Source organism: Staphylococcus piscifermentans, from assembly GCF_900186985.1.
Classification (GTDB): domain Bacteria; phylum Bacillota; class Bacilli; order Staphylococcales; family Staphylococcaceae; genus Staphylococcus; species Staphylococcus piscifermentans.
This window is the reverse complement of the sequence record NZ_LT906447.1, coordinates 2,465,004-2,484,971: the sequence shown is the minus strand read 5'-3', so window position 1 is coordinate 2,484,971 and position 19,968 is coordinate 2,465,004. Positions and strand designations below refer to the sequence as shown.

At 40.3% G+C, this 19,968-nt stretch carries 20 protein-coding genes; all 20 read left to right on the top strand.

Annotated elements, in window-relative coordinates:
• Positions 1-165 precede the first annotated feature (165 nt).
• Positions 166-939, top strand: coding sequence for a TatD family hydrolase (locus CKV71_RS11705; RefSeq protein WP_095106959.1), 774 nt, complete (start codon positions 166-168; stop codon positions 937-939).
• Between the two features lie 197 nt (positions 940-1,136).
• On the top strand, positions 1,137-1,214 hold the full coding sequence (locus CKV71_RS12455) for a hypothetical protein (RefSeq protein ID WP_126557842.1): 78 nt from the start codon (positions 1,137-1,139) through the stop codon (positions 1,212-1,214).
• Between the two features lie 304 nt (positions 1,215-1,518).
• Positions 1,519-2,070: a ribonuclease M5 gene (gene rnmV, locus CKV71_RS11700; RefSeq protein WP_095106957.1), complete on the top strand. Its 552-nt coding sequence runs from the start codon at positions 1,519-1,521 to the stop codon at positions 2,068-2,070.
• Positions 2,071-2,961, top strand: coding sequence for a 16S rRNA (adenine(1518)-N(6)/adenine(1519)-N(6))-dimethyltransferase RsmA (gene rsmA, locus CKV71_RS11695; protein ID WP_095106956.1), 891 nt, complete (start codon positions 2,071-2,073; stop codon positions 2,959-2,961).
• A gap of 99 nt (positions 2,962-3,060) precedes the next feature.
• A complete protein-coding gene (gene veg / locus CKV71_RS11690; RefSeq protein WP_047132184.1) occupies positions 3,061-3,324 on the top strand; it encodes a biofilm formation stimulator Veg in 264 nt (87 codons plus the stop codon).
• A gap of 621 nt (positions 3,325-3,945) precedes the next feature.
• Positions 3,946-4,800 (top strand): 4-(cytidine 5'-diphospho)-2-C-methyl-D-erythritol kinase, encoded by an 855-nt coding sequence (gene ispE / locus CKV71_RS11685; RefSeq protein WP_095106954.1) that lies wholly within the window; start codon positions 3,946-3,948, stop codon positions 4,798-4,800.
• Positions 4,801-4,816: 16 nt separating this feature from the next.
• Positions 4,817-5,641: a pur operon repressor gene (gene purR / locus CKV71_RS11680; RefSeq protein WP_095106953.1), complete on the top strand. Its 825-nt coding sequence runs from the start codon at positions 4,817-4,819 to the stop codon at positions 5,639-5,641.
• 17 nt (positions 5,642-5,658) lie between these two features.
• On the top strand, positions 5,659-6,039 hold the full coding sequence (locus CKV71_RS11675; protein ID WP_095106952.1) for a RidA family protein: 381 nt from the start codon (positions 5,659-5,661) through the stop codon (positions 6,037-6,039).
• A 65-nt stretch (positions 6,040-6,104) separates the two neighbouring features.
• Positions 6,105-6,428, top strand: a complete 324-nt coding sequence (gene spoVG, locus CKV71_RS11670) for a septation regulator SpoVG (protein ID WP_095106950.1) — start codon at positions 6,105-6,107, stop codon at positions 6,426-6,428.
• Positions 6,429-6,621: 193 nt separating this feature from the next.
• A complete protein-coding gene (glmU, locus tag CKV71_RS11665) occupies positions 6,622-7,986 on the top strand; it encodes a bifunctional UDP-N-acetylglucosamine diphosphorylase/glucosamine-1-phosphate N-acetyltransferase GlmU (RefSeq protein WP_095106949.1) in 1,365 nt (454 codons plus the stop codon).
• A 102-nt stretch (positions 7,987-8,088) separates the two neighbouring features.
• The gene (locus CKV71_RS11660) at positions 8,089-9,054 is read left to right on the top strand and encodes a ribose-phosphate diphosphokinase (RefSeq protein WP_095106948.1); all 966 of its coding nucleotides are present in this window, start codon (positions 8,089-8,091) and stop codon (positions 9,052-9,054) included.
• Positions 9,055-9,319: 265 nt separating this feature from the next.
• Entirely contained in the window at positions 9,320-9,964 is a 645-nt protein-coding gene (locus tag CKV71_RS11655) for a 50S ribosomal protein L25/general stress protein Ctc (RefSeq protein ID WP_095106947.1), read from the top strand.
• Between the two features lie 464 nt (positions 9,965-10,428).
• Positions 10,429-11,001, top strand: a complete 573-nt coding sequence (pth, locus tag CKV71_RS11650; RefSeq protein WP_095106946.1) for an aminoacyl-tRNA hydrolase — start codon at positions 10,429-10,431, stop codon at positions 10,999-11,001.
• The gene (mfd, locus tag CKV71_RS11645) at positions 10,998-14,516 is read left to right on the top strand and encodes a transcription-repair coupling factor (RefSeq protein ID WP_095106944.1); all 3,519 of its coding nucleotides are present in this window, start codon (positions 10,998-11,000) and stop codon (positions 14,514-14,516) included. Before pth ends, mfd begins: the two co-directional genes overlap by 4 nt.
• Positions 14,506-16,041 (top strand): polysaccharide biosynthesis protein, encoded by a 1,536-nt coding sequence (locus CKV71_RS11640; RefSeq protein ID WP_095106942.1) that lies wholly within the window; start codon positions 14,506-14,508, stop codon positions 16,039-16,041. Before mfd ends, CKV71_RS11640 begins: the two co-directional genes overlap by 11 nt.
• Positions 16,041-17,237, top strand: a complete 1,197-nt coding sequence (locus CKV71_RS11635; protein ID WP_095106940.1) for a MazG nucleotide pyrophosphohydrolase domain-containing protein — start codon at positions 16,041-16,043, stop codon at positions 17,235-17,237. Before CKV71_RS11640 ends, CKV71_RS11635 begins: the two co-directional genes overlap by 1 nt.
• Before the next feature lies 1 nt (position 17,238).
• Positions 17,239-17,505, top strand: coding sequence for an RNA-binding S4 domain-containing protein (locus CKV71_RS11630; RefSeq protein ID WP_095106938.1), 267 nt, complete (start codon positions 17,239-17,241; stop codon positions 17,503-17,505).
• A gap of 14 nt (positions 17,506-17,519) precedes the next feature.
• Complete coding sequence (gene divIC, locus CKV71_RS11625) at positions 17,520-17,885, top strand: cell division protein DivIC (protein ID WP_095106936.1); 366 nt, start codon at positions 17,520-17,522, stop codon at positions 17,883-17,885.
• A gap of 135 nt (positions 17,886-18,020) precedes the next feature.
• Positions 18,021-18,431: a S1 domain-containing RNA-binding protein gene (locus CKV71_RS11620; RefSeq protein WP_095106934.1), complete on the top strand. Its 411-nt coding sequence runs from the start codon at positions 18,021-18,023 to the stop codon at positions 18,429-18,431.
• 245 nt (positions 18,432-18,676) lie between these two features.
• On the top strand, positions 18,677-19,966 hold the full coding sequence (tilS, locus tag CKV71_RS11615) for a tRNA lysidine(34) synthetase TilS (RefSeq protein WP_306669206.1): 1,290 nt from the start codon (positions 18,677-18,679) through the stop codon (positions 19,964-19,966).
• The last annotated feature ends 2 nt before the right edge of the window (positions 19,967-19,968 follow it).

Genomic DNA, 19,968 nt, shown 5'->3' with positions numbered 1-19,968 from the left:
CTTTAATTAAATCAGAGGCGGCGCTGCAGCAACAGCTGTAAACGTCGCCGTCTTGTTTTGTCATCTGTTTCTTGGAAAACGGGTAAGTAAGAAGTGTGGCACTCTTACAGAGACAAGCGACTTTCCCGGATTTTTTTCAAAGGAGAATTGAAAGGAGTTATTTCGATGTTAATTGATACACATGTACATTTAAACGACGAACAATATGATGAGGATTTGCAAGAAGTGATTGACCGTGCGCGTGAAGCAGGGGTCGACCGCATGTTTGTGGTGGGCTTTGATACGCCTACGATTGAGCGTGCAATGGAATTGGTGGATCAATATGATTTCTTGTATGCGATTATTGGTTGGCATCCTGTCGATGCGATTGATTATACTGAGGAACGTGAACAGTGGATTGAAGATTTGGCTAAGCATCCGAAAGTTATCGGTATTGGCGAAATGGGCTTGGATTATCACTGGGATAAATCACCTAAAGATGTTCAAAAAGAAGTCTTTCGTAAGCAGATTGCATTGGCGAAACGTGTCAACTTGCCGATTGTGATTCATAACCGTGAAGCGACGCAAGATTGTGTGGACATCTTGATGGAGGAACATGCTGAAGAAGTGGGCGGTATTATGCATAGTTTCAGTGGTTCGCCTGAAATTGCGGACGTTGTCATCAACAAGCTTGGCTTCTACATTTCACTAGGCGGCCCTGTTACTTTCAAGAATGCGAAACAACCGAAAGAAGTGGCGAAACACGTGCCGTTAGATCGCTTGTTAGTGGAAACAGATGCACCTTACTTGTCACCGCATCCTTATCGCGGCAAACGCAATGAGCCGATGCGTGTTACGCTGGTCGCAGAACAAATTGCAGAGTTGCGCGGTATCAGCTATGAAGAAGTTGCTAAGCAAACGACAGAAAACGCTGAACGCTTGTTTAATTTGGAAAAATAAAGAAAAGAAGGGTAAGAACCATTCTGAAAAGAGTGGTTCTTTTTAATGAGTAGTAAAACTTTATTTAAATTATTTAGCTCCGAACAAGAACGTACGTTCTGTTTGTGGTATAATCTTTTTAAGCAAGTTGGATAGATGGTGGCTAACCCATTTAAAGGGGTGATGCCTATGATGCACAACTCCAGAGAGGACACATAATGAGTGATTATGAAATGCTTATGGTCATATTAACGATTATAGGTTTAATCCTTATTAGCGAACACCGCAAGGATTAAGTATCATAAAAAATAACCATCCAACTTTGGTTGAATGGTTATAATAGTAACCGAAAGCCACCGTCTTTTTAACGGGCCTAGAGGGATGACATGTTGAGACCATGTTGTCCCTTGTTTAATTTAAATATAGCAGTATTCATTGCAAGAGTCAAAGCAAAATACCTTAATAACAACAATGCTTATTAGTAAATATCGCAAGGTTAAGTGTCATAAAAAAGTGTCCCCCAACTTTCCAAGGTTTTATTTTTCAAGAAAGAAGATATGGTATAGTATTAAAGTTAACACTGTGAAAGGTGACGAGAATATGAAAATCAATGAATTTATCGTGGTTGAAGGCCGAGATGATACGGAGCGTGTGCAACGTGCGGTGGAATGTGACACGATTGAGACGAATGGCAGTGCGATTAATCAGGAAACGTTAGAGATTATTCGTAATGCGCAGGCAACGCGGGGTGTGATTGTGTTGACCGATCCGGATTTCCCGGGTGATAAAATCCGAAATACGATTCGCGAACATGTGGCGGGTGTGAAACATGCGTATATTGACCGTGAGAAGGCTAAAAATAAGCGTGGCAAAATCGGGGTAGAGCATGCGGCGTTTGAAGATATCAGAGAAGCGCTCATGCATGTGTCTTCTCCTTTTGAAGAGGGTATGGAATCAATCAGCAAGGATGTGTTGATTGATTTAGGTTTGATTGTCGGGCCTGATGCGCGTCATAAACGCGAGGTATTGGGACGCAAGTTACATATCGGGCATTCTAACGGCAAACAATTGCTCAAGAAGTTGAATGCTTTCGGTTATACAGAGGCAGATGTGCGTGCTGCATTAAATGAAGATGAAGGAAGTGAAGGTTAAGTGAAGAAGAAAGATATAGCAACACCAACGCGTACGAGAGCTTTGCTGGACAAATATCAATTTGATTTCAAAAAAAGCCTGGGACAGAATTTCTTAATTGATGTGAATATTATTCAAAAGATTATTGACGCGAGCGACATTGATGAACATACAGGCGTTATTGAAGTCGGCCCTGGTATGGGTTCATTGACGGAACAGTTGGCGAAACATGCGAAGAAGGTAGTTGCATTTGAAATTGACCAACGTCTTATTCCAGTATTGGAAGATACGTTGTCGGATTATGACAATGTAACGGTTATTAATGAGGATATTTTGAAAGCTGATGTAGTAGAAGCTGTCCAAACGCATTTGTCTGACTGCGACAAAATTATGGTGGTGGCCAATCTTCCATATTATATTACGACACCGATTTTATTGAATCTTATGTCGAAGACGCTGCCGATTGACGGCTATGTGGTCATGATGCAAAAAGAAGTCGGAGAGCGGCTGAATGCTGAAATCGGCACTAAAGCTTATGGTTCTTTATCAATTGTAGCGCAGTATTATACAGAAACGTCGAAAGTGTTGACAGTGCCGAAGACGGTCTTTATGCCGCCGCCGAATGTGGATTCGATTGTAGTAAAATTGATGAAACGCTCGGAGCCGATAGTGGCAGTGGATGATGAAGACCGCTTCTTCAAGATGACGAAAGCTGCTTTCAGTCAACGTCGTAAAACCATTGCGAACAACTATCAGAGTTTATTTTTTGATGGGAAAAAGAAAAAAGACTTGATAAAAGACTGGTTAGAAGACGGCGGTATTGATCCGAGACGCCGTGGTGAAACGCTATCTATCAAAGAATTTGCGAATTTGTTCAATAACTTGAAAAAATTCCCGGAATTAGAATTTTAAAATATTGACATGACGCTTTTACATTGTTAAAATTTAAATTTTATTTGACTTAATCGCTGCAAACGTGTTATAATACAACTTGTAGCGAGGTGGAGCAATATGCCAAAATCAATTTGGGACATCAAAAATGCACTTGATGGTCATTTAGGAAACCGTATTGTACTTAAAGCAAATGGTGGTCGTAAGAAAACAATCGAACGTTGCGGAGTTTTAGCTGAAACTTATCCCGCAGTTTTCATTGTCGAATTAGACCAAGACAAACACAACTTTGAACGTGTATCCTATACATACACAGATGTGTTAACTGAGAACGTACAAGTTTCTTTTGTAGACGATAATCACCATGAAGCAGTTGCACACTAGTCAGATTAGATTGAAATGAATATTGGAAGCAGTTATTGCTTCGTTGAAAAAAGGAATCCTGTGGGCAGGATTCCTTTTTTGTTGCGATTTTTGAAGTGGCGAGAAGGCTTAGTGTTGATTCGGGCGTTGGTTATGCAAGTCGGGTGATTAAGTGTCTAGGTTCTGGCCGTCCGCCTATACAGTTAGAGGCGAAAGTGTCTAGGCAGAGTCGCCGCGCCTATACAGTTAGAGGCGAAAGTGTCTAGGCGGGAGTTGCCGCGCCTATACAGTTAGGGTCGAAAGTGTCTAGGCGGGAGTTGCCGCGCCTAGACACTTTCGAAATGAAACTCGCGGCCGCTCGCCAACTCTCGCGCTCGACCCACACTGTCCTCGTCTGCCGCCCTCTACATACACCGCCCATCCTCACACTCACACCACTTCCGCCATCCTGGCAAATCATTCAAATTTTCTTCAATAGTGCAACATTAACCATTATGAATACATTCAATGTTCGTGTTATAATAGCGATAATGCATATTTTGCACATCGTTTTCTGTGTAAAGAATTGATTGTCGAGAGAGACAACCGCTCTGCACAGTTATTCCAATCTCAAATGATTTTTACGTAAAGGAGGGCGGTAATATGATATACGAAAAGGCACCTGCTAAAATTAATCTCACATTAGATGTGCTTTACAAGCGAGATGATGCGTTTCATGAAGTTGAGATGGTAATGACAACAGTGGATTTGAATGATCGTGTTACCGTCGAGAAGCGGCAAGATCAACGTGTAGTGGTGCAAGTGGATTATAATTTCGTGCCAGAAAATGCTAAGAATCTGGCATCCCAGGCAGCATTATTGATGCAGCAGACTTATGATATCCAAGAAGGCGTGACGATTACTTTAGAAAAAGAAATCCCTGTGTCTGCGGGGCTCGGCGGCGGTTCAGCAGATGCTGCAGCGACGATGCGCGCAATGAATCGCTTATTTAATCTGCAGCTCAGTTTAGATGAATTAAGTAAATTAGGGGCACAAGTCGGCTCGGATGTTCCTTTTTGCATCTACAGCAAGACAGCGCTCTGCACAGGCCATGGAGAAAAGGTGCAGCTCTTAAAGAAGCCGCCTAAAGCGTGGGTAGTCATCGCTAAACCGAATGTCGGCATTTCTACAGCATGCGTTTTTCAGGAACTGCAAGTCGGAGAATTATGCAATCAGCAAGACAATACGCAAAGATGTATCGAGGCGATTGAAACAAGTGATTATGAAACGATTTGTGCTACGCTCTCAAATTGTTTAGAATCGATTTCGATGGATATGCATCCGAACATCCGCAAGTTGAAACAAAATATGCTGAACAACGGAGCAGATGCAGCCTTGATGAGCGGCAGCGGTCCGACCGTCTACAGCTTAGCCAAACACTATAAACAAGCGCAGAATATATATAATGCAGTGCACGGGTGCTGCAATGAGGTTTATTTAGTCAGATTACTAGGATAAGAAAGGAAGGATTCTTGTGCGTTATAAACGAAGCGAGCGAATTGTGTATATGACTCATTACTTGATGAGTCACCCTAATAAGTTGATACCTTTAACACACTTCGTGAAAAAATTTAAGCAAGCAAAATCTTCAATCAGCGAAGATATTCATATTGTTCGCGAAACCTTGCAAAAAGAGAAACTTGGGACAGTTATTACTACTGCTGGAGCTAGCGGAGGCGTAACCTATCGTCCGACAATGAGTAAGGAAGAAGCGGAAGCCGTTATCAATGAGGTGATCGGACTGCTGCAAGAAAAAGAACGCTTGCTGCCAGGAGGCTATCTTTTCTTATCTGATCTCATGGGTAATCCGGAATTATTGAATAAAGTCGGCCGTTTGATAGCCACAATTTACATGGATGAGGAATTAGATGCAATCGTAACGATTGCGACTAAAGGTATATCTCTTGCTAATTCAGTGGCAAATATATTAAATTTACCAGTAGTGGTTATTCGTAAGGATAATAAAGTAACAGAAGGTTCTACAGTATCGATCAACTACGTTTCAGGTTCCTCACGCAAGATTGAAACGATGGTGCTTTCGAAACGTACGCTGCAAGAAAACTCTAACGTATTAATCGTCGATGATTTCATGCGTGCCGGTGGTTCTATCAACGGCGTGATGAATTTGATGAATGAGTTTAAAGCGCATGTCAAGGGGGTATCAGTACTTGTAGAATCTAAAGAAGTTAAACAAAGATTGATTGAAGATTATACTTCCTTGGTCAGACTTTCTGACGTAGATGAATACAATCAAGATTTCAAAGTTGAGCAAGGTAATGTATTATCTAAATTCTCATAAAGGAGCGAATAAACAACATGAACACAATTCACACTAATAAAGCACCAGAAGCATTAGGACCTTATTCACAAGCTGTTGTTATCGGCGATTTAGTTTATACTTCTGGTCAAATTCCGTTAAACGAATTCGGCGAGTTAGTCAGCAATGAAATAGCAGTACAAACAAAACAAGTGCTTAATAACTTAAGCCACGTTTTAGAAGCAGCGGGTGCTGACTTAGACTCAGTAGTGAAAACAACAATTTTCATTGCAGATATGGATGATTTCCAATATATCAATGAAGTCTACGGTCAATTTTTCAATGCACACAGACCAGCGAGAAGCTGCGTAGAAGTGGCACGTTTGCCGAAAGACGTTAAAATTGAAATAGAAGCAATCGCTCAAATAAAAGGAAAATAATTTTTAATTAAATATTGTAAGCTTCTAAAAAGATAAAAGAGAGAGATACTAGGGGGGCTCACTACATGAAAGTGACAGATGTAAGACTTAGAAAAATACAAACAGATGGAAGAATGAAAGCGCTTGTGTCTATTACACTTGACGATGCATTCGTAGTCCATGATTTGCGTGTAATTGAAGGCAACTCAGGTCTATTCGTCGCAATGCCAAGTAAACGTACACCAGATGGTGAATTCCGTGACATCGCGCATCCAATTAATTCAGACATGAGACAAGAAATTCAAGATGCAGTGATGAAAGTATACGAAGAAACTGATGAAGTCATTCCAGATAAGAATGCACAACCGTCAACAGATTCTGAAGACGGCAGTAGTGAAGAAGAAGCTTAATAATATTGATACACGAAATGAAGAGGCTCTCGGTCAAAGGATCGGGAGCCTTTTTGTCTAAATTCTTTTTCAAAAAAGAAAGCTTTGGAGAGCAGGCAACCATTAAAATTGCTTTCTGGCTCAGTCTTGAAAGTACAAGCCACGTTAAATTATAATAATATAGAAGTGTAAAATTATTGGAGGGTTAGCAGTCATGCAGAGATACGCGGTGGTATTAGCAGCTGGAAAAGGCACAAGAATGAAATCGAAATTGTACAAAGTGCTGCACAAAGTAGCAGATAAAGCGATGATTGAACACGTAGTAGACAGTGTCGCACAATCAGGCGCAGATCAGATTGTAACGATAGTCGGTCATGGTGCAGAAAGTGTGAAAGAAACATTAGGAGAACGCTCAGCTTATGGTTTCCAAGAGGAACAATTAGGTACAGCACATGCAGTGAAAATGGCGGCTGAAGAATTGAAAGATAAAGAAGGCACAACGTTAGTAGTATGCGGTGACACACCGTTAATCACAGCAGATACCTTGAATGCTTTAGTGAAGCATCATGAAGAAAGCGACGCAGAGGCGACAGTATTGTCAGCTACAGCGCCTAATCCATTTGGATATGGCAGAATTGTCAGAGACGCTGAAGGACATTTATCTAAAATTGTAGAACAGAAAGATGCTACAGCAGCAGAACAGCAAATTGATGAAATCAGTTCAGGAATCTTTGCATTCGACAATCAAACTTTATTCCGTTTGTTAGATGCAGTGAAAAATGACAATGCACAAGGCGAATATTATTTGCCGGAAGTGTTAACTTTAATATTATCTGAAGGTGGTAAAGCTGAGGTTTACCATACAGATGACTTTGAAGAAATTATGGGTGTGAATGATAGAGTGGCTTTAAGCAAAGCAGCGCAAGCAATGCGCGCACGTATCAATGAATATCATATGCGCAATGGCGTTACCATCATTGATCCGGCATCTACTTATATCGCTTCAGATGTTATAATAGGGATGGATACTGTTATCGAACCAGGGGTACATATTGGACAAGGCACACATATCGGCGAAGATACAGTCATCGGCCAATACTCGGATATCAATAATAGTACGATTGGCAATCGCACTACAGTCAAACAATCTGTCATAAATGATGCGACAGTCGGTGATGATACAACAGTCGGTCCATTTGCGCAATTAAGACCGAATGCACATTTAGGCAACGAAGTGAAAGTCGGCAACTTTGTGGAAGTGAAGAAAGCAGATATTAAAGATGGCGCTAAAGTTTCACATCTCAGCTATATCGGAGACGCAGAAATCGGAGAACGTACAAATATCGGCTGCGGTTCCATTACAGTCAACTACGATGGTAAAAATAAATTCAAAACGATTATCGGAAAAGACTCATTTATCGGCTGCAATACTAACTTAGTAGCCCCTGTGACACTTGGTGATGATGTACTGATTGCAGCAGGCTCAACGATTACAGACAATGTGCCGAATGACAGTTTAGCCTTAGCCCGTTCTAGACAAACAACGAAACCTGGTTATTTAAATAAAAATAAAGAGTAGCAAGTATTGAAGTCAGCGTATCAATTCAGTAAAATTAAATAGGATGTAATGTAACAGTTCGACTTGAACAACGCATGAATGCAAATAAATGGAGGACTATAAATGTTAGCTAATGAATATAAAAATTCATCTTTAAAGATTTTCTCGTTGAAAGGAAATGAGCCGCTTGCACGTGAAGTAGCTGATAATGTCGGTATTGAATTAGGAAAGTGTTCAGTAAAACGTTTCAGCGATGGCGAAATTCAAATCAACATTGAAGAAAGTATCCGTGGTTGTGATGTATTTATTATCCAACCTACATCTTATCCAGTTAACGTACATTTAATGGAATTACTTATCATGATTGATGCATGTAAACGTGCTTCAGCGGCTACAATTAACATTGTGGTTCCTTATTATGGTTATGCACGTCAAGACAGAAAAGCCCGCAGCCGTGAACCGATTACTGCTAAATTAGTAGCTAACTTGATTCAAGTAGCAGGTGCTGATCGTATGATCGCATTAGATTTGCACGCACCGCAAATTCAAGGTTTCTTTGATATTCCAATCGACCACTTGATGGGTGTGCCGATTTTAGCTGAATATTTCAAACAAAACCCAGATATCAACCCTGAAGAAACAGTTGTAGTATCACCTGACCATGGTGGTGTAACACGCGCTCGTAAATTAGCAGACATTTTAAAAACACCTATCGCAATTATTGATAAACGCCGTCCGAAACCGAATGTTGCCGAAGTCATGAATATTGTCGGTGATATCGACGGACGTACTGCAATTATTATTGATGATATTATCGATACAGCAGGTACGATTACTTTAGCAGCACAAGCATTGAAAGATAAAGGCGCGAAAGAAGTTTATGCATGTTGTACGCACCCTGTACTTTCTGGTCCAGCCAAAGACCGTATCGAAAATTCAGCAATCAAAGAATTGATTGTTACAAATTCAATCCGTTTGGATGAGGAACGTAAACCTGAAAATACAACTGAATTATCAGTTGCAGGATTGTTAGCACAAGCTATTGTACGTGTTTACGAAAGAGAATCTGTCAGCGTATTATTCGACTAATATTTTAAATAAAGCTGTCGCTCAGTTGAGTGGCAGTTTTTTGATGAGTCAATTTTTCAAACCTTTATTTCTTGAAGTATTTTTACGTAGTTGACGTAATTTGAAAAAATGTGTATAATAACTCCGTTCGCGACTTTAATTGCGTGAACCTATTAAACACTTGCAAGCGATAGCACATCGATGGGCAAGTGCGGAGAGATTTACAAATGTATACTTATAACAAGTGACGCTATTAAATCTCAAATACGAAAGGTGGAAAAAGGAAATGGCTTCATTAAAGTCTATTATCCGTCAAGGTAAACAAAGACGTTCTGATTTAACAGCAATCAGAAACTCAGGCAAAGTACCAGCAGTAATGTATGGTTACGGTCAAAAAAACGTATCAGTTAAAGTTGATGAAGTAGAATTCATCAAAGTTATCCGTGAAGTTGGACGTAACGGTGTTATCGACTTAGGCGTAGGTTCTAAAACTATTAAAGTAATGGTTGCAGACTACCAATTCGATCCACTTAAAAACCAAATCACTCACATCGACTTCTTAGCTATCAACATGACTGAAGAACGTACTGTTGAAGTACCTGTACACTTAGTTGGTGAAGCAGTAGGCGCTAAAGAAGGCGGCGTTGTTGACCAACCATTATTCAACCTTGAAGTTACAGCAACTCCAGAAAATATCCCAGAATACCTTGAAGCAGAAATTTCTGGTTTAGAAATCGGCGACAGCTTAGCTGTTAAAGATTTAAACATTACTGGCGACTTCAAAATTGAAAACGAACCAGAATCTACAGTTGTTACTGTAACACCTCCAACACAAGGACCAAGCGAAGCAGAAATCGAAGAAGTTGAATCAGGCGACGCTGATACTCCAGAACCAGAAGTAGTTGGAGACGACAAAAAAGAAGAAGAATAATCTACTCGATTTGATTCTTTAATAAAGAAAGATGGCTGAGACAAATTCATGTCTCAGTCATTTTTTTACAAAAAATACAGCTTCCTAAAACAAAAAGATAAAAATATGAGATACAAACGCTGAAAATGACGCAAAATTGTATTTTTTAGCAAATGAAAGTACGCAAGAAAAGCAATATAATATTCTTGTGAAGCATTGTTTTGCATACAAAATACATCTTAGATATAATACTGAACTTGAATCTGTCAAAATAATATTCACAGAGTTATAATATCATGGAGATATGAGCGTTCCCCTGATATATCTCTCATATTGAACCTCTCATGCTTAACTCGTTAAGCTGAGAGGTTTTTGTGTTAAGATAGGGTGTGAAACTATATTACATAGACCGTGCTGCCTAATTAATACGACGCAGCATCAAGGTCATTGAAACGACTATATTTCGAGAGATGGAGGAAACAAGCATGAAATGTATTGTCGGATTAGGCAATATCGGTAAACGATTTGAACAAACAAAGCATAACATCGGCTTTGAAGTTATAGATTATGTATTAGATTCCAATCAATTCAAATTAGATAAACAAAAATTCCGCGGCGCTTATACCATCGAAAGATTAGGCGGAGAAAAGGTTCTCTTAATCGAACCTATGACAATGATGAATTTGTCAGGGGAAGCAGTCGGCCCTTTAATGGATTATTATAATGTCGATCCTGAAGACTTATTAGTACTTTATGATGACTTAGATTTACCGCAAGGCCAAGTGCGTTTGCGCCAAAAAGGAAGTGCTGGCGGACATAACGGTATGAAATCAATTATTCAACATTTGGGTACAGATAACTTTAAACGTATCCGTATCGGCATCGGCCGACCAACTAATGGCATGTCTGTTCCAGATTATGTATTACAGAAATTCTCGAAACAAGAAATGGAAACTATGAACAAAGTAATAGAACATTCTGCACATGCTGTCGAAGATTATATTTCTAGTTCTCGATTTGATCATGTGATGAATGAATATAATGGTGAGGTCTCGTGAAATCAATAATTACAGATTATATAAATAAAGATAAAAGATATGAAGAACTGAGTGACGTATTCGGCCAAGAGAATGTGTTGGTAACAGGACTTTCAGGTGCAGCCAAAGCTACTATGATGGCTGAAAAGTATTTATCTTCTAATCGCCCGATGGTAGTCGTAACTAATAACTTGTATCAAGCAGACAAGTTGGAAGCCGACATCCAACATTACGTGAATGACGATGAAATCTATAAGTATCCGCTTCAAGACATCATGACTGAGGAATTCTCTACCCAAAGTCCCCAATTGATGAGTGAGCGTGTACGCACCCTTACTGGCTTAGCAGAAGGACAGCGAGGGTTCTTTATCATACCGTTAAACGGTTTGAAAAAATTACAAACGCCTGTCGATATTTGGCAATCACACCAAGTGAAACTATCAGTAGGAGACGATATCGACGTTGATGACTTTCTCAATAAATTAGTCGATATGGGTTATCGCAGAGAAACTGCTGTGTCACATATCGGTGAATTCTCCTTACGAGGCGGTATTATTGATATTTATCCGCTTATCGGCAACCCAGTACGTATCGAGCTTTTTGATACAGAAGTAGATTCTATCCGTCAGTTTGATATCGAATCACAACGCTCTGAAGAGAATCAAGATATAGTAGCAATCACTTCAGCTAGTGATTATATTATTACTGATGATGTACTCAAACGTATTAAAGTACAATTAAAAGAAGCGTATGAACAAACACGTCCTAAAATAGATAAAGCTGTCCGCAATGATATTAAAGACACATATGAGAGTTTCTTGCAATTCGACAGTAATTTCGTCGATCACCAAGTCATTCGCCGTTTAGTAGCATTTATGTATGAGCAACCTGCTACACTCGTGGACTATATCAGCAACAACGCTATTATTGCGGTAGACGAATATAACCGCGTGAAAGATACTGAAGAAACTTTGACCACTGAAGTCAATGACTTTATGACTCAATTGATTGAAAGTGGTAAAGGCTTTATCGGCCAACAGTTCATGAATGACAAAGCGTTTGAGGAACTCATCAATTCCAGACAAATCACTTATTTCACTCTTTTCACAGCAAGTATGCCTGTCAAATTGAACCATATTGTTAAATTCTCCAGCAAACCTGTACAGCAGTTTTATGGTCAGTATGATATCATGCGTTCGGAATTTCAGCGTTATGTCAATAATGGCTACACGGTCGTGGTCTTGGTAGAGACGGAAACGAAAAAAGACCGTGTGAAATCTATGATGAGTGAGATGCATATTCCAGTAGTGGAAGGTGCTGCAGGAGAACATATTGAAGGCGGCCATGCAGTGATTACGGAAGGCAGTCTTTCTGAAGGTTTCGAATTGCCTTACATGCAACTGGCGGTAGTCACAGAACGTGAATTATTTAAATCTAAGCAGAAGAAGGCTAAGAAACGTACGCCGACAATGACCAATGCCGAACGTATCAAATCTTATCAAGACTTGAAAATCGGCGATTATGTGGTACATGTCCACCATGGTGTCGGACGTTATTTAGGTGTGGAAACGCTGGAAGTCGGCGATGTGCATCGGGACTATATTAAAATTCAATATAAAGGAACGGATCAGCTCTTTGTACCGGTCGACCAAATGGATCAAGTGCAGAAGTATGTGGTTTCTGAGGACAAGACACCAAGACTCAATAAACTCGGCGGTACTGAGTGGAAGAAAACGAAGGCTAAAGTACAACAAAGTGTCGAAGATATTGCCGATGAATTAATCGAACTTTATCGCGAACGTGAATTGGCCCAAGGTTACCAATATGGAGCTGATTCGGAACAACAACACGAATTTGAAATGGATTTCCCATACGATTTAACTGCAGACCAAAGCAAATCGATTGTGGAAATCAAAGAAGATATGGAAAAAGAACGCCCAATGGACCGCTTGTTATGCGGCGATGTAGGTTACGGCAAGACAGAAGTAGCGCTTCGTGCAGCCTTTAAAGCAGTAATGGAAGGTAAACAAGTAGCTTTCTTAGTGCCGACAACTATCTTAGCGCAGCAGCACTATGAAACGTTGATTGAACGTATGCAGGATTTCCCGGTAAATATTCAATTGATGAGCCGCTTCCGTACACCAAAAGAAGTCAAAGAAACCAAGCAAGGATTGAAAGACGGCACAGTAGATATCGTCGTGGGTACACACAAACTCTTAGCTAAAGATGTAAAATATAAAGACTTGGGCTTGCTCGTTGTCGATGAAGAGCAACGTTTCGGCGTCCGTCATAAAGAACGTATTAAATCCTTGAAAACGAATGTTGATGTGCTGACACTGACAGCAACACCGATTCCGCGTACACTCCATATGAGTATGCTCGGTGTACGGGACTTGTCAGTCATTGAAACGCCGCCAGAAAACCGCTTCCCAGTTCAAACTTATGTCCTAGAACAAAATTCAAACTTTATCAAGGAAGCGTTAGAACGAGAATTATCTCGTGGCGGCCAAGCATTCTATCTCTACAATAAAGTTCAATCTATTTATGAGAAGAAAGAACAGCTGCAAATGTTGATGCCGGAAGCGAATATCGGTGTCGCACATGGACGGATGACTGAACGTGAACTAGAAGATACGATGATTGGGTTTGTTAACGGCGAATACGACATTTTGGTAACGACAACGATTATTGAAACCGGTGTCGACGTACCGAATGCGAATACGTTGATTATCGAAGATGCGGACCGCTTCGGCTTGAGCCAATTGTATCAATTGCGCGGACGTGTCGGTCGTTCATCGCGTGTCGGTTATGCTTACTTCTTGCATCCGACAAACAAAGTATTATCTGAAACAGCGGAAGAACGCTTGCAAGCTATTAAAGAGTTTACTGAACTCGGCAGCGGATTCAAAATTGCCATGCGTGATTTAAATATCCGTGGTGCCGGAAATCTGCTCGGTAAACAGCAGCACGGCTTTATTGATTCAGTCGGCTTCGACTTGTATTCACAAATGTTGGAAGAAGCGGTTAATGAAAAACGAGGCATTAAAGAAGAAACGGCAACACCAGAAATTGAAATCGACCTTAATATTGATGCTTACTTGCCGACAGAATATATTCCGAACGAACAATCTAAAATTGAAATCTATAAAAAGTTACGTCAAATTGAAAATGACGAACAATTGATGGACATTAAAGATGAACTAATAGATCGCTTCAACGAATATCCAGTACAAGTTGAACGTCTGCTCGATATCGTAGAAATACGTATTCATGCACTGAATGTCGGAGTAGAATACATTAAAGATACTGGCAAAGCCGTCGAAGTGCAGCTGTCAGAAAAAGGCACAGAAGATATTAATGGGGAAGCCTTATTCAAACAAACCTTGCCATTAGGACGTGACATGAAAGTCGGCGTTGAAGACGGCGCCATGAAGATTACCTTGACGAAAAATAAACGTGCAGGCGCTTGGTTCGACCGCTTGAAATTCTTAATGAAAGCCTTAGAAGAAAGCATGGTTATCCCAGATGAAGCGTAAGTCAGCCTTTAATGGTGTTGTCATTCTTACGCTCGCGCTGATTGCAGTTAAAATACTCAGTGCCATTTATCGTGTACCGTACCAAAACGTTTTAGGCGATGCCGGACTCTATGCTTACCAACAAGTGTATCCATTTCTATCCTTAGCAACCATTTTATCCATGAACGCCATTCCCAGTGCAGTGACACAAAATTTCGGCGAACATTGGACAGCGAAACGCATCAGCCAAGTCATGATTTGGATACAAACAGCCTGTTTCGTTATTTTCTTAGTCGTCTTTACTGGTGCACCTCTGATTGCACGGATAATGGGCGATATGCATCTTACACCGATGATAAGAATGGCCAGCTGCAGCTTTTTAGTCGTCGGCATTCTCGGCGTATTGCGCGGCAGTTACCAATCACGCCAACAAATGGAATTGCCCGCCTATTCACAAGTCATAGAACAAATCGTGCGCGTCGGCATTATACTCGTCATGATTGTCATATTTGCCATCAGCGACTGGACCATCTATCAAATCGGAAAGTGGTCTATCCTCGCTTCCGCACTCGGCTTTTTAGCCGCAGCACTCTACTTGATGTGGCAACGACCATTTCAATTTCAGTGGCACTGGCGTGACAAAGAAACCGATTGGAGAGTATGGCAACGCTTAACAGCAGCTATAATTATTTTTGCGGCCTCGCACCTGATTGTGACAACTTGGCAATTAATGGATAGTTTCAGTGTGATCCGCGAATTGCAACATTATGGATTACCGTTCAAAGAAGCGATTGTTGAAAAAGGTATTTATGATAGAGGCGCTTCCTTTATTCAAATCGGCTTAATCGTGACTACAACATTTTGTTTTGTCTTGATTCCGTTATTAACCAATGCCTTTCAAGAAGGTCGATTTGAACGCATGAACCGCTATGCGAATGCTTCTTTGAAAATCACAGTGACTATCAGTGTGGCAGCAGGTGTCGGATTAATGAATTTATTACCTTTGATGAATCGCGTATTCTTTAAAAATGATGTGCTGACAGCAACGTTAGTCATTTATATGTTAACTGTTATCTGTGTTTCACTGATTATGATTAATATTGCACTGTTAGAAGTGCGCCAGCAATCGCGGTTGATTTTAATTGCTTTTGCCTCAGGGGCAGTGTTGAAATTACTCATCAACGTACTCTTGATTCCGCGCATTGGCATTATAGGAGCGAGTATCAGTACCGTAAGTTCATTATGCTTGTTTGCAGGCGTCTTGCAATGGCGAACTTTCCAATTTTACCGTTTCCGTCACTTGCGCACCTTTGTGCTGAAACTAGTGGTTTCTATGCTTGGTATGACTTGCGCCGTTCAAGGTGTCATGTGGATCTTGCCGACTGCTGGACGCTTGACCGGAATGTTAGAATTATTAGTCGCAGCAATAGCTGGTGTAGGTGTCGTAGTTGCAGCAATCGCAGGTTTGAACTTGCTGACATATCGCGAACTGCAACATATGCCATTCGGCGACAAATTGTATCACTTTAAGAAAGGACGAAAATAATGACACATACAATTACCATTGCAGGTTTAGGCAACTATGGATTAGAGGAGCTGCCGTTAGGTGTGTATCGCTATTTAATCAACGCACCTAAAGTTTACGCACGTACATTGGAACACCCAGTGATACAAGAACTTCGCGAAACTGAAAATGCAGAGATTGAGTGGTTGAGTTTCGATGAAGTTTACGAGGCGCATGATGAATTTGCTGAGGTCTATAAAGAGATAGTGTCGCAGTTAATTGAAGCGGCTCAAACAGAAGATGTGGTTTATGCGGTACCTGGCCATCCTAGAGTTGCTGAAACGACAACCGCTATGTTGACAGCCTATGCGGCAGAGCATGACGATGTAGAGGTTCGCGTGCTGGGCGGCAAAAGCTTTATTGATGATGTCTTTGAAGCGGTACAAGTCGATCCGAACGATGGGTTTACGTTACTGGATGGTACTGCGCTCAGACCAGAACAGTTGAACATTCGTACGCACACTTTGATTACTCAAGTGTACAGTGCCATGACGGCAGGCGATTTAAAACTCACCTTAATGGAACGTTATCCTGATGATTACCGCGTATGGATTGTAGATGGTGCGCGCAGTACAGGGGCGGAACTAATTGAAACACCATTATTCGAGTTGGATCACCACGATTTATTCAGCAATTTGACCAGCGTATTTATTCCGCGAGTTGAAGATGCAGATTTAATGCATCGTGATTTCGATTTTGCCGAAAGCGTTATTGACACTTTAGTAGATGACGACACAGGTTGTCCATGGGATAAACAGCAAACGCATGCTTCCTTGAAACGTTACTTGCTTGAAGAAACCTTTGAACTTTTCGAAGCCATAGATAATGAAGATGATTGGCATATGATTGAGGAATTAGGCGATATCTTGCTGCAAGTGATGCTGCATACGAGTATCGGCAAAAAAGAAGGCTACATGGATGTACGAGAAGTTATTGAAAGTATGAATGACAAAATGATTCGACGCCATCCTCATATTTTTGGTGAAGCCCAAGCAGACAATATCGAGGATTTAAAAGAGATTTGGCAAGATGCTAAAGCAAAAGAAGGCAAAAAAGAACGCGTTAAATTTGAGAAAGTATTTGCAGACCATTTTATGGCGTTGTATGATGATATCAAAAATAAAGACTATAATGAGGCAGAACTGAAAGCCTTTTTAGAAAAGAAAGAGGGAAAATAGAGTGAGATTAGACAAGTTTTTAAAAGTTTCACGTTTAATCAAGCGCCGTACATTGGCTAAAGAAGTCAGCGACCAAGGACGTGTGCAAGTGAATGGCCACATAGCTAAAGCCGGCACAGATGTGAAAGTCGACGATGAAGTGGTAATCCGCTTCGGTCAACGTATTGTTACTATCAAAGTAACTGGATTAAACGAACATGCTTCTAAAGAAAATGCTAAAGGCATGTACGAACTCGTCAAAGAGGAACGTATTAACGACAATGATTAAGGAGGTGACATGCCATGAATAGAAAAGTAGAACATATGGAGAATCAATATATTGAAAAAGAAAACCGCAAAAAGAAACGACATGAGATGAAAAAGCGGGTTGTGAAGCGTCGTGTCACATTGTTTGCGGGTATTCTGCTGGCAATTATATTAATACTTTCTATCGTGGTCATCACCCAAATCAAAAGCAATGCAGACGATGCTGAAGAACGTAAAGCCAAAGAGGAAAAGTTTCAGAAGCAGCAAGATGAAGAAATCGCTTTGAAAGAACAGCTGAATAACTTAAATAACAAAGATTATATCGAAAAAATTGCACGTGACGATTATTATTTAAGTAATGACGGCGAAGTGATTTTCAAATTGCCTAAAGATAAAAAGTAACTGCGCAAAATGCCTCTATTAGGGGAAAATGAAATATCTAGGCGAATTAACTGATATAGCATTGTTAAATTGTGACAACAAGCATATAATAGAGTTAAATTAAAATTGAAAGAAATCGGAGGATTTATTTAGGATATGTCAATCGAAGTAGGAAGCAAGCTTAAAGGGAAAGTCACTGGTATCAAGAAATTTGGTGCGTTTGTAGAATTACCTGAAGGGAAAAGTGGCTTAGTTCACATCAGTGAAGTTGCAGACAAATATGTTGAAAATGTAGAAGAACATTTGTCTGTTGGAGATGAAGTAGAAGTTAAGGTACTATCTATTGCTGACGACGGCAAAATTAGTCTTTCAATTAAAAAAGCAAAAGATCGTCCAAAAAGACAACATCATAGAGGCGGAAACCACCACCATGGCAAACCGGCACAAAGCAAACCAGAGGACTTTGAAAAGAAATTAAGCAACTTCTTAAAAGATAGCGAAGAGAAAATGACTTCTATCAAACGTCAAGCTGAATCTAGAAGAGGCGGCAGAGGTTCAAGACGCTAATTTAAATTAATATATAATCTAAAGACTGTTTCGTGAGAGACGGTCTATTTTATTTTTTAAAAATTAAATACGTATCCCTTTGTATTGGTGTTTGAAACAGGTATAATATAGGGGCGATTTGAAATGATTATGGCCTCAGCTGCAAAGTATATTGCTAGCAGCTTTCTTCATAAAAGAACCTCACTTAATTAAAGCGATGCCCTGACGATAACTGCTTCAGTATAACGATACATAAACGATGCGAGGTGAAGCTATTGAATATTTATACGCGGGGTTGGACAGAAAACGACCACATTGCGCTTGCAGTATCCACTGGAGTGGATAGTATGGTACTGCTCAACTTATTAGCAACTGAACTTTCACATACCTATCGAAAATTAACGGTGCTGCATGTGAATCACGGAATACGTGAAGCCTCGACAGAAGAAGAAACATTTATACGTGCTTATTGCAAGGACCACCATATTCCCTTGCATGTGCATCATTTGGATTTATCAGAGCTTACGCTTCAAGGGAAAAGCATTCAATCAAAAGCGCGGGAGCAACGTTATGCGTGGTTTATGACTCAAATGGCTGAGATTGATGCGAATGTTTTAATGACTGCTCATCATCAAGATGATCAGTTAGAAACTATTTTTTATCGCATTATGACAGGCAGAACAACACGTAGTCCGTTAGGCATGTCTGAAAAGGAAGCGTACTCAGGTATCCGCTTGGTTCGTCCTTTGCTCAATGTATCTAAAGCAGAAATCAGAGCTTACCAGCAACGTCATGACGTTCCGTATCATGAAGATGCCTCTAATGAGGATAATCATTATGTACGAAATGACATTCGTAACCGTTTGTTCCCGGCAATAGATGAAAATTCACAACTAGACGTTGCACAATTATTGAAATTGAAACAGTGGCATGATGAACAATTTCAATCTTTACAGAACTTTGCGGAAGACTTTATTGCGCGGCAAACTGAAATTGAGAGTGAGCAGATAACAGTAGACCGTGCAGCCTTTAATCAGTTGAATCACTCACAAAAGACGACAATTATGGATAAATTGTTGAATAAATGGACGGAGAATCAACCGATTTCAGAACATGCTTATCGCGAATGGTTTACACAATTGGAAAGTTCAACAGTACAAGCTGTAATTTATTCGACAGATAAATGGAATATTCAAATTGTGTATGATAAATTTATAATAATGGGTTATACAGATATAGATTTAACACCGAAGCGGATTACACAACCAGGACATTATCAGTTTGGTACATATCAAATTATAATTAATAAGACGCTAGATAATACTGATTTTCCGATGACTTTACGTATCCGGCAGCAAGGCGACCGTTTTGTCTTGCCTCATCACAGTGGGCATCAGAAAGTCAACCGCTTGATGATCAATCGCAAAGTTCCAGCTTATGAACGCGATCGATTACCCATATTGCTGAATAAACAAGGGGAGATAGTCGCAGTCGGCACACTTTATACTGCGCCGAATTATGAAAAAAAACTAGAGATCACAAATTTAGGAGTGTAATC